The sequence below is a fragment of the Streptomyces flavidovirens DSM 40150 genome, assembly GCF_000429085.1.
GTDB classification, from domain to species: Bacteria; Actinomycetota; Actinomycetes; order Streptomycetales; family Streptomycetaceae; genus Streptomyces; species Streptomyces flavidovirens.
In genome coordinates this window covers 22,063-31,526 of the sequence record NZ_AUBE01000039.1, presented here as the reverse complement: position 1 = coordinate 31,526, position 9,464 = coordinate 22,063, and the positions used below count along the sequence as shown (strand labels likewise).

General features: G+C 67.9%; 9 protein-coding genes and 4 pseudogenes. 3 read left to right on the top strand and 10 right to left on the bottom strand.

What is annotated here, in order from left to right:
- Positions 1 to 535 precede the first annotated feature (535 nt).
- The 4 genes and pseudogenes from G412_RS36725 to G412_RS39955 form a co-directional block, all read right to left on the bottom strand.
- Positions 536 to 988 (bottom strand): cupin domain-containing protein, encoded by a 453-nt coding sequence (locus tag G412_RS36725; protein WP_244283307.1) that lies wholly within the window; start codon positions 986 to 988, stop codon positions 536 to 538.
- A gap of 78 nt (positions 989 to 1,066) precedes the next feature.
- Positions 1,067 to 1,357 carry a luciferase domain-containing protein gene (locus tag G412_RS41900; RefSeq protein WP_051338710.1) on the bottom strand — a complete coding sequence of 97 codons (291 nt, stop codon included), beginning with the start codon at positions 1,355 to 1,357 and terminating at the stop codon, positions 1,067 to 1,069.
- Positions 1,334 to 2,376: pseudogene (locus tag G412_RS41885) on the bottom strand (DUF4158 domain-containing protein); the annotation flags it as partial. The gene G412_RS41900 and the pseudogene G412_RS41885, both read right to left, overlap by 24 nt.
- Positions 2,358 to 2,495 (bottom strand): hypothetical protein, encoded by a 138-nt coding sequence (locus tag G412_RS39955; RefSeq protein WP_157839203.1) that lies wholly within the window; start codon positions 2,493 to 2,495, stop codon positions 2,358 to 2,360. The gene G412_RS39955 and the pseudogene G412_RS41885, both read right to left, overlap by 19 nt.
- Positions 2,496 to 2,699: 204 nt before the next feature.
- On the opposite strand from G412_RS39955, the gene G412_RS36710 reads away from it, so the two are divergent.
- On the top strand, positions 2,700 to 3,065 hold the full coding sequence (locus G412_RS36710; RefSeq protein ID WP_051338709.1) for a hypothetical protein: 366 nt from the start codon (positions 2,700 to 2,702) through the stop codon (positions 3,063 to 3,065).
- A 656-nt stretch (positions 3,066 to 3,721) separates the two neighbouring features.
- Positions 3,722 to 4,522, top strand: a pseudogene (locus G412_RS38755) (IS5 family transposase).
- Here G412_RS38755 and G412_RS41265 read toward each other — a convergent pair.
- From G412_RS41265 to G412_RS36690, 4 genes are all read right to left on the bottom strand, one after another.
- Positions 4,487 to 4,639: a hypothetical protein gene (locus G412_RS41265; protein ID WP_244283314.1), complete on the bottom strand. Its 153-nt coding sequence runs from the start codon at positions 4,637 to 4,639 to the stop codon at positions 4,487 to 4,489. The pseudogene G412_RS38755 and the gene G412_RS41265 overlap by 36 nt on opposite strands.
- 321 nt (positions 4,640 to 4,960) lie before the next feature.
- On the bottom strand, positions 4,961 to 5,467 hold the full coding sequence (locus tag G412_RS37475; RefSeq protein ID WP_051338707.1) for a type VII secretion target: 507 nt from the start codon (positions 5,465 to 5,467) through the stop codon (positions 4,961 to 4,963).
- Positions 5,468 to 5,480: 13 nt separating this feature from the next.
- Positions 5,481 to 5,960, bottom strand: a complete 480-nt coding sequence (locus tag G412_RS37470) for a hypothetical protein (protein ID WP_157839202.1) — start codon at positions 5,958 to 5,960, stop codon at positions 5,481 to 5,483.
- A 58-nt stretch (positions 5,961 to 6,018) separates the two neighbouring features.
- Complete coding sequence (locus G412_RS36690) at positions 6,019 to 7,668, bottom strand: alpha/beta hydrolase (RefSeq protein ID WP_051338705.1); 1,650 nt, start codon at positions 7,666 to 7,668, stop codon at positions 6,019 to 6,021.
- Positions 7,669 to 7,927: 259 nt separating this feature from the next.
- On the opposite strand from G412_RS36690, the gene G412_RS41260 reads away from it, so the two are divergent.
- Positions 7,928 to 8,254, top strand: coding sequence for a hypothetical protein (locus G412_RS41260; protein ID WP_028815267.1), 327 nt, complete (start codon positions 7,928 to 7,930; stop codon positions 8,252 to 8,254).
- Positions 8,255 to 8,356: 102 nt separating this feature from the next.
- On the opposite strand, the pseudogene G412_RS41255 reads toward G412_RS41260, so the two are convergent.
- Positions 8,357 to 8,431 (bottom strand): annotated as a pseudogene (locus tag G412_RS41255) (hypothetical protein); the annotation flags it as partial.
- Positions 8,432 to 8,952: 521 nt separating this feature from the next.
- Positions 8,953 to 9,081, bottom strand: a pseudogene (locus G412_RS41250) (DUF6009 family protein); the annotation flags it as partial.
- Positions 9,082 to 9,464 lie beyond the last annotated feature (383 nt).

Sequence of the window (9,464 nt, the reverse complement as noted above, 5' to 3'; positions counted from 1 at the left end):
ACGCATAACCACAACTACAGCCCCACCAGCAACACCTCATCGAGAAGCGCAAACCGCCCTAAGAGATGACGCTCAAGATGAAAACGACCTCTAAGAGCCCATCTTGGAACCGTAGGCCTCACCTTCCGGGCGTGATCAGGCGAATTGACAGAGACGTTCGCGGTGGGGTGTGGACCCAGCGCGCACCAAGAACCTCCGCCCGGGACGACCGAGTGCGGACGGCATGAGACCCATCCACAACAACGAGTACCTGCCGCAGGACCTCGGTTCCGGTGCGGGTATGACGTGTTGGCGGCGGTCGCGGCACTGGAACGAGGCCGGCGCCGGTTCAGGACGCCGCCCAGGGTGAGCAGCATGGTGCCAGCCGTCCGGGCCGGGCGAGCAACCGCAGTAGGCCGGGATCGATGGCGGTCAGGGCGCTGGCGGCGCTGGACACTGCTCCGGGTAGGGAGATGATGCATTGCTGTGCGTACCGCTTCTGGTCGGCCAGGCGTTCGGTCCGGCGCGGCCGGGCCGGCCGCGTTGAACGGCTGGGTCAGGGCTGCCAAATCTCGGTGGCGTACTTCTTCATCACCTCGGCGATGTCCGCGGGGTTCAGCCCTTCGGGGCCGGGCTTGACGCGCTCCAGGTCCCGGAAGTACTCGATGTAGAGATCGGGGGTGGAGGTGAACAGGATGCGGGCGTCCTGGTCCTTGTCCGGGTTGCCGAAGGTGTGAGGGGTGCCGATGGGGGCGGTCACCAGCTGACCTGCGCCGACGCGGTGGGTGTCGTGGCCGGAGGTGAAGTCGACGGTGCCGGAGAGGACGAAGAAGGTTTCCTCGTGCTTGTGGTGCAGGTGCTGGGGTGGGCCGGTGAAGCCCGGTGCCAGCCACAGCTCGGCGATGCCGAGCCGTTTGCCGGTGCGGGAGCCGTCCTCCAGGATCCGCACCCGCGTGGCGCCCATATCCAGCAGGTCGCCGTCGTTTGGGGTGACGAGGTTGATGGTCACTGGCTGATGACCTCTTTCGGGGAAGCGAGACGACCGAACAAGAGGTAGTTTGCGCCGCTATCACTGCTTGTGTGCGGTTCAACGCGCGGTGCCGACGGGCTGCGGGGCGCGGCCGGTGGCGTACTTGTAGGAGGCGGTGATGACCTGCTTCACCACGGCCAGCTCGTCCTCGTCCCGGGGGGCGTAGAGCATGATGGCGTTGACGCCCTGCGGGTGGTACAAAGGGTGGTACTCGCCCCAGTCGGCCTCGATGACCGCCTTCTGGTCGGCCTCGGACAGGGCGGGGTAAAGGCTGCCGTCAGCGTGCAGGTGGCGCCTGGTGCTCGGCCAGAAGAGCGAACCGCCTAGAGAGCGTTCATCGACCAGCACCTTCGCCGCCCGCGCGAGCGTGCGCGACGCCTTCTCCAGCTGCACAGCGTGGACAGCCGCTCCTTCTCCGTCTTCCGCTTCGCCATGTTCAACAGCCGGGTGGCCATGAGGACCTGGAACAGGTCCAGGGCCTCGTCGATGGCCTTCGCCTCCAAGTGCCGCATCACCGCGGTGAGCATCGCCGTGCGCTTCGGCTCCTCAGCCCGCTCCAGCAACGCCGCCCTTCGATCCCAGCGCGTACCGGGCCAGCGCCGCCATCCGGTTCCGCGGCATCTGGGACGGTTTCAGCCGATACGCACCGATCTCGTCCACCCGCTCCAGCGCGCGAGCGAACGCCGGACCCGTCGTCTGCGTCGGCGGCCGGTGCAGCCGCTCCGACTCCGAGAACCGGGAGCCCTCCGGCGTCCTCAGCGTCGCCACCAGGTCGCCCGGCAGCGCCGGGTCCGCGCGGCGAGCGGCGCCCGCGACGGTGGCGTGCAGCCGCTTGTCCGCAACCTTCCGAACCTCCGATACCTGCCGAGCCAGCACACTCACGCCCGTCAGCAGCACCGGTTACGGCGCAGCCAGCCCACCGCGTGGTCGAACAGCGCCTTTGGGCCTCGGCGCGCGTCCACGCCAGACCGTGCAGGAAGGTACGGAATCGCCGGGACCACTCCGGGTCCTCGTACTCGTGGTACTCGTAGGCGTCCCGGATCTCCCAGGCGTGCTCGTACGCCGTCTTCGGCCGCTCGGTATACCGCTTCACCACCGACTGTCCTCGATGCCGAGCTGTGCGGCGACCCGCTCGACCACCGGTCCCGGTGGTCGAGCGGGTCGTCCGGGAGGAACCGGCCGATGTAGCGCACCGTGCACATCTGGAGCGCTAAGCCGAGCTGGTGGTGCGTGGAGCGGCGCAGCGCGATCAGAGCGCGGTCGACGTCGTCCAGGAAGAAGAACCACTCCAACTCGGGGCGGGTGGGCTCCTCGGCGAACTTCCCGTACGCCTCGGCCTGCTCATCAGTCAGAAACTCCACCGGCACGAGGCGGACCGTAGCCACTTCCGGGCGTTGATGCTGAACCACGCCGCCGACGGCTTCCACAACAGCAGCTCGGTCTCCTGCCACACCGCGTCCGTGAGCTCCCAGATGCCGGTCGCCAATCGCGTCGAACGCCTCCGTGCGCACCGTACGGTCGTCATCGGCGCGGGCCTTGGCGTACATCGCGGGCCAGCGTCGGCGTGGCATCACGGGTGTCGGCCGGCGCTGTGCAGCAGGGCTCAGTGCGCCGGGGCGGCTACCGCTCACCGGGTGAGCACCGGGTCCGCCATGACATGACACGAGCGAGCGCGGTTAGTCATACCTGTATGACGACGCATTCGCTGAGTACGACGCAAGCAAGGGTCGGTGTCCGGGACTCGGCCCAGGTCGAGCAGGCCTTCCAGCGCCTGGAAGCCGGGGCTGCCGGGCCAGATCAGCAAACGCAGTACGCTCGCGGAGCTCTGGCCGGATACCTCTGGGCGCTGGGGCGCGGCGAACCCGCGCCCATCACGGCGCAGGAATCAGACGGTGCACCAGGGCTGGAGGTGATGACCGCCGAGACGGACGCCGCTATCGTGCAGATGGAGGACTCCACCCAGCGCACCGTGCCCCGCGACTACCTCCACGGCGTCCACGACGCCCTCGCCTGGGTATGCGGCCACACCGACAACAAACCGATGACCCCCCACTGACTTGGCCAAACGGGGTGCTCAGGCGTTTAGGGTGAGGGGCGTCTTGCTGCGGGGCGCCGCAATTTCCTGTTCTGTGCGCCTCCCCCGCTCCAGCTACGGCACGTACGAAGTCGACAACGACCACTTCATGGCTGGACTGCCACCCACCGTTGCCCCTCGCCCCCGGTGGCTCGACGGGTCAGCCCCAAGAGCAGCGAGCCCGTGGGTGAGCGGCGACATTGCTGTCTTCATCGATCTGAGCTGCTGGTGACCGGTTCCTCCGAGGGGACCTCGGCCGGGTTACCCACACTGCACCGTCATTACGACGGTCTTGGGCGTTAAAACCGGCCTGCTGGCAGAATGGCCAGCAGCGCCTCGTGGAGGACGGCACGGCCGTCGGTGCGGCGCCCGTTGTCGTGGCAGTACATGTCGCCCAGGCCTTGGCGCCCCTTGGCGCCCCTTGGCGCCCCTTGGTGACGACCGGGCGCGTCGTACGTGGGACCGATCCGTACGAACCCAACTCGTGCCATCTCGATTTACGAAGCCAACAAGATACCCACCCAGTATTGTCTTAGGACTCCTAACGAAATGATTTTCGAGGTGGTTGGATCGCTTCGGGAGCGTGGATCCGGGGGTGTGAGGTGGCTCGGCCGAAGCCGTGGCATGTCGAGGATTAACTGTGGGCGGTGATCGAACCGCTGTTGCCGAAAGTCGAGCGTCGCACCCGTCATCCAGGGCGGAAGCGGCATCCGGACCGGATGGTCTTCCAGGACGTCCTGTTCGTACTGCATACCGGGATCCCGTGGGAACACCTGCCGCAACAACTGGGCTTCGGCTCGGGCATGACGTGCTGGCGGCGCCTGGCCGAGTGGGCTGGGGCCGGCGTGTGGCCCCGGCTTCACGGAGCGCTCTTGGCCAGGCTCCGCAGCGCGGACACCCTGGACTTCTCCCGTGCGGCGGTCGACGGCTCTCACATCCGGGCGTTAAAAGGGGCCCCAAGACAGGACGAAGCCCTGTCGACCGGGGCAGGACGGGCAGCAAGGACCACCTGATCACCGATGCCACCAGCATCCCGCTCGCCGTCACTCGTACCGGCGGCCACCGCAACGATGTCACCCAGCTCATCCCACTGCTCCAGGCAGTGCCGAGGGTACGGGGCAGACTCGGCCGACCTTGGCGCCGCCCCGACGTCGTGCTCGGTGACCGCGGTTACGACCACGACAAGTACCGTCGTCTCGTCCGCCCGCTCGGCGTGAAGCCACTGATCGCGCGACGCCGCACCGAACACGGCTCCGGACTGGGAACCCAACGCTGGGTTGTCGAGCGCGCCTTCGCCCACCTGCACTGGTTCCGCCGCCTGCGGATCCGCTGGGAGATCCGCGACGCCAATCCACGAAGCGTTCCTCACCCTGGGATGCGCAGTCATCTGCTGGCGACGCCTGTCACAGCCGACCCGATCCCTCCTTCTCCCGCAGTAGCCATTCCCTGACCGAAGGAGCACGGTCAAGGAGCTGGCTGACCTGCATCCCCTCTTCGCGTGAGGTCACCCTCGGCAGCGGGGTGAAGTCGTCGGGAAGCACGTCCAGCAGGCTCATCACGCGGTCTCCCGAACACAGAGTGATCAACAGCTCGCACCGCAGCTGACGTGGAACGTCCGGGCGGTGGGACAGGCTGTTCCACAGAGCCGGCCACAGGTAGTGGGTTCCGTCGGGCGCCGCATTCGCTCGCACCCACGCTGGGTCCAACCGCTGGTTCAGGGTGAGGTCACACGCCCGCTCCTCCAACCTGAACAGCGAGGCCGAATCAATGACTTTCACCTCGCGAGGCACGGGCTGATCAAAGTGCATCACCCCATGCTGCCCGACAGCACCCCACGACCAGGAGCCGACCCCAAAGAGTCATTCCGTCAGGAGTTCTTAGCCGGCCGTACCCGGGTTGTACGTCGGCATCGCAGATCCCCCGTTGCCGCGCGGGTCGCGCGCGGCGATGTCGAAGTCGCCGGCGGGCGGCGGGCCGAACTCATGGGTGGGGGAAGTGCCGCTGGGATTCCACTGGCCATCGGGGAGCCGGGCCGTGGGCGGTGCGACGCCGCCCGAGGCAGGTGCGGACATGGTGCCGACGGTGTCCATGCCTTCGAAGTCCTTCGCCGTGGCTCGGTCGTTCCACTCATGGCCGTTCGCGGACGAGCGCAGATTCGTGGCTCCCGTACGCATCCGCTGGTCCAGCCCCGCCAGGGCCGGCTTCCAGCTGTCCGCGATGGTCTGCAGGGCTGCGCTGACCTCCCAGCCCGCCAGCGACCCCGCCGCTGTGGCGGATTCGCGTACGGCGGTGCCCGAAGGCCCCTTCATGTCCTGGGCCGTCCCGTCTTCCGCGTGCGCGGAGGCGCGCAGCTCGGCGGGGTCGACCTTGGGCTCTGACGACATGGGTCAACCCCTTTCAGAACTGCTGCTGTTCGGCGTCGGGCGGGAGCATGCAAGGGACGTTGGCGGAGAAGGACATGGAGTCGGGCGAGGTCTTCTTCGGCTTGTTCGTGTCGGCCATGACGGTGTACCCGTGCTCCTTGTGGCGCGCGGAGAGCGAGGCGGTGTAGTAGGCGTCCTGGTATTCGCGGTATCCGGCTATCTCGTATCCCTCCTTCTCCAGCCGGCTCTTCAACGCCCGGACTGCGGCGGTGTGCTGGGTGTGCGGCACCTCGGCGAAGACGTAGTAGGTGAGGGTGAACCGTCCGTCCTCGGCCACTTCGTCGTTCTTGCCCACGCACTTGCCGAAGCGCGGTACCTCGGTGGAGCGGTCGATGTCGACACCCGCGATCCCGCCCATGTAATCGGTGTAGTCCTTCGCCCACTTCAGCGCGGCTTCCCTGGTCATCCGGGGCAGCGGTGCGTTGATGTCCTTGCTGTCGTCGTCGGCGGGCATGCAGCCTCCTGTGATGAGTACGGCGACCGCGGTGATCGCGGCCCGGAGCGGAGTGGCTCTACCAGGGGAGGAGCGGAACATCGTTGTCCTCCTTGGGGGTCTCCGTCGGCGGCACACCGGCGATGATCTTCCCTTGGTTGTCCAGTGAGACGCTGTCCTTGTCCCAGTAAGCGCTGTGGTCGCCCTCGTTGCTGACTTCGAAGTTGTGGCCGCCGAACGGTTCCTCCATCGGGTTCTCGCCCAGTGTCAGGTCGGAGAAGCCGTCGATGATGCCGTCGTTCGCCGATCCCCCGACCCATACGTGGTCCGGGTTCATCTGCAGGTCGGATGCCCTGTCGACGGTCATGCCGGGGCTTCCCGCCACGACGATCTCGTCCGCGCCGAGACCGTCGCCGCCCGCCGCGGCGGCGCCGACGACCGTCGAGCCGTAACTGTGGCCGACGACGGTGGTGTGACTCGGCGGCCCTTCGTGGGAGGCCCGGGTGCCATCGATGAACTGCCGCAGATCGGGGGCGGCATCCTCGGCGCGGCCCTTTCCACCGACGCTGTTGAAGTCGGTGGCGGAGGCCTCGGGGGCGTCGTAGCCCAGCCAGCTCACGGTCGCCACTGATCCACCCTGGCTGTGTTTCATGCCGGCGTCCTGGAGTGCTTCTATGCGGTTGAGCTGCCCCGGTACGCTGTCCATGGTGGTGTTGGTGCCCGGTACGAGGACCGCGGTGTGGTCGGCGGTGTCGGGGTTGCCCATCGCGATGATGGCCCGCCCGTCGCCCTTGGTGTCGTAGCCGAGGAGGTACAACTCCTTGCCCTTGGGAGCCGCGTCACCCTCGTCGAGCCGGTTCTGCAGGACCTCCATGTTGTGCATGCGCTTGCGCAACTCCTGCGGATTGTCGTCGGGATAGAGGTCGCTGGGGTGGCCCGCGAAGTGGAGGTAAGCGTTCTCCTGCGTGATAGCCGTGCGGTTGGCGTCGTTGCGTACGGTGGTGGGCAGGCCGTCGGTGGCGCCGATCTCCCGCGGATAGAGCGTGGTGTACTCGCGCTGCTCCTCCGGGCTGAGGGCGTCCCACCACGTGGCGGCAGCCTTCGGGTCGTTCTCGGGGATCTGCGGCCCCTCGACGCCGATGGCCTTCATGGCCTCCTTCACGTCCTTTGTGGACTCCATGGTGCCGTTCGGCCCCTGGCCGTCCATGACGTCCCCGTTGAGCAGGGTCAGCGCCCGGTGCCCGTCGGCGCTCCCCTTGCGGGCCTCTTTCAGCGCCTCGTCGATCCACGACCGGTACTCGCCGAGCGGGCCGCTGCGGCCGTTGATGACCTGCTGGCTGTCCGGGTCGTTGCGGGGAAGCGAAGAGGTGGTGGGGTCACTGACCCAGCCGTCGTCGTCGACCTTGTAGTGGTTCTCCTCGGCCTGCTTCACGGCGTTGCGGAGCTTGTTCTGTGCGCTCTCCATCTCGAAGCGCACATCGTCCAGTACGACGGCTATCGCCATGCCTTCCGTCTGGACGATTCCCAGCCGCGCCTCCACATTCTCGAGAAACCGCAGGGCGCTGTCGGCGTCGTCACCCTTCCAGGTGGCGTGGAGCGGCCCTGTCACTTTGGTGCGGTGCCGGTCGACGGCCGCGTCCGCGCAGGTGGCGAGCTTCCGCCAGGCGGCTGCTGCTGCCTTCAGGTCGCCGAAATCCTGCTTCATCAGGCGTGCGAAATCCGATGTCATGTCCCCCCCCCCTTGCGGGTGAGGGTGATGGCGCGTGGCTGCGTTACGTAGTTTCGTGAACTTCTCACCAGAAATACCCCCGTATTGACCCAACTGCCTTGTGCAGAGGGGCTGGTTGAGGAATGAGTGTATCCGTGTTCGATGGGGCTGGTGAGACTGGTGGGGCGGTCGGGTCTTTGCTGCCGTACGCGGTCCGCGACGCGGCACCGATCTGTGGGGCCGGCCGTCAGCTGTCCAGGAAGGACAGGTCCAGGCGGCGGTGGCGTTCCGGGTCGTTGAGGTGTCGATCGCGGTGACCTTCCCCTGCGCGATCGTGAACGACATGACCGAGAGCGCCCGGCCCTCCGAGGTCGCTACGACTCCCACTGTCCCGTTGACCAGCGCGGGGTGTGCGTACTGCGCGAAGCGGGCGGAGGCGATGGCCTGCCCGGCCACCGTCGGCGCGCCGTGGCGTACCAGGCTCCCCAGCGCGCCGCCGTCGGACCGCGCCACCCACATCCGGGTCGAGCACCGAGACCAGCGCATCGAAGCCGCCGCCGCGTGCCGCCGCGAGGAAGGCGTCCACGATCACGGCGCTGGCCGGTGAGATCGGTGTCGGGGGCCGGGGCCCTGCCCTGCACCCGGCAGTGGCGCGGCTGACCAGCCGGTGGGCCGCTGCCGGGGTGCGTCCGATGATGGGGGCGATCTCGTCGTAGGGCACAGCGAACAGGTCGTGCAGTACGAAGGCGAGCCGTTCCGCGGGGGCCAGCGTTTCCAGGACCACAAGGAGCGCGAGGCCGACCAAGTCGGCCAGCAGCCTGCTCGGGGTCGACGCCGTACAGGCTGCTGACGATCGGGGCGGTCCGGGGGGACCTGCGCGTCCGGTGGGTTCAGGGGATCCAGCGGGTCAAGGAGGTCCTCGCGCCGTGAGGTGCGCGAGCGCGACATGTCCAGGCACACCCGGCCCACCACCGTCGTCAGCCAGCCCCCTGGGGTCGGAGCGGCTGCGCACTCGGGTGCGACGGTGCGTACCCCATAAGGCACGGGTGCCGGATCTGCGCTCGCTACATCTTGGCCGTAGTTATGCGCAGCAAAACCGCGTACTCGTGGTCTCGGGCCAGGCGGATCCCGCCGACGAGCGTGTCCAGCGGCCCAAGCTCGCTGGAGGGTAGGGCGGTCGGGTCGAGGGCGCCAAGGCCGGCGGCTGGGATGCGGCTTTTCGCGGCGATGTGGTCGAGGAGGTGATCGACGCGGGAGCGAAGCTCGGCAAGCTGGAGCGACCGGCTGCATCGAGATCGCCTGGGGCTATGGCACCGCTATGGCCGCTGCCCCGCGTTGAGAACGTGGCGTCTTCGCGCCGGCCTTCTTCGGCTCGATCGTTCGGGGATCCACCGCCTCGCCCGGTGCTCCCACGGTGTAGGAGCCGTCAGGCTCCGTGTGTGGACAGAGGGTGTGCCGGACGATCCGTGAATGGCTGTACGAGGGGCTGCCCAGGTACAACCTAGCAACCACCCTGACGGCGCGCCTGAAGCTGCCGTCCAGGACCCTCAAGAGCCGGGGCATCGCTCGCACGTCTCATGGTGTGCGGTCACGCGCGGGAACCGCCACGGGCCGGCCGCGGCGGTCAGAACCGCCGCGGCCGGCCCGTATGCCGACTTCGCCCCTACCAGCAGCACGCCAGGGGCACGTGCCGCGACTGACATCCCGACGCGACTCACCAGCTCGCCGATCAGTTCCTGGAGGCCGGACGGCCGGCGTGCGCACGGCCGGTATCCGAAGCGCACCGCCGCGCTGACTCTCATTCCGGCGACCTTCTC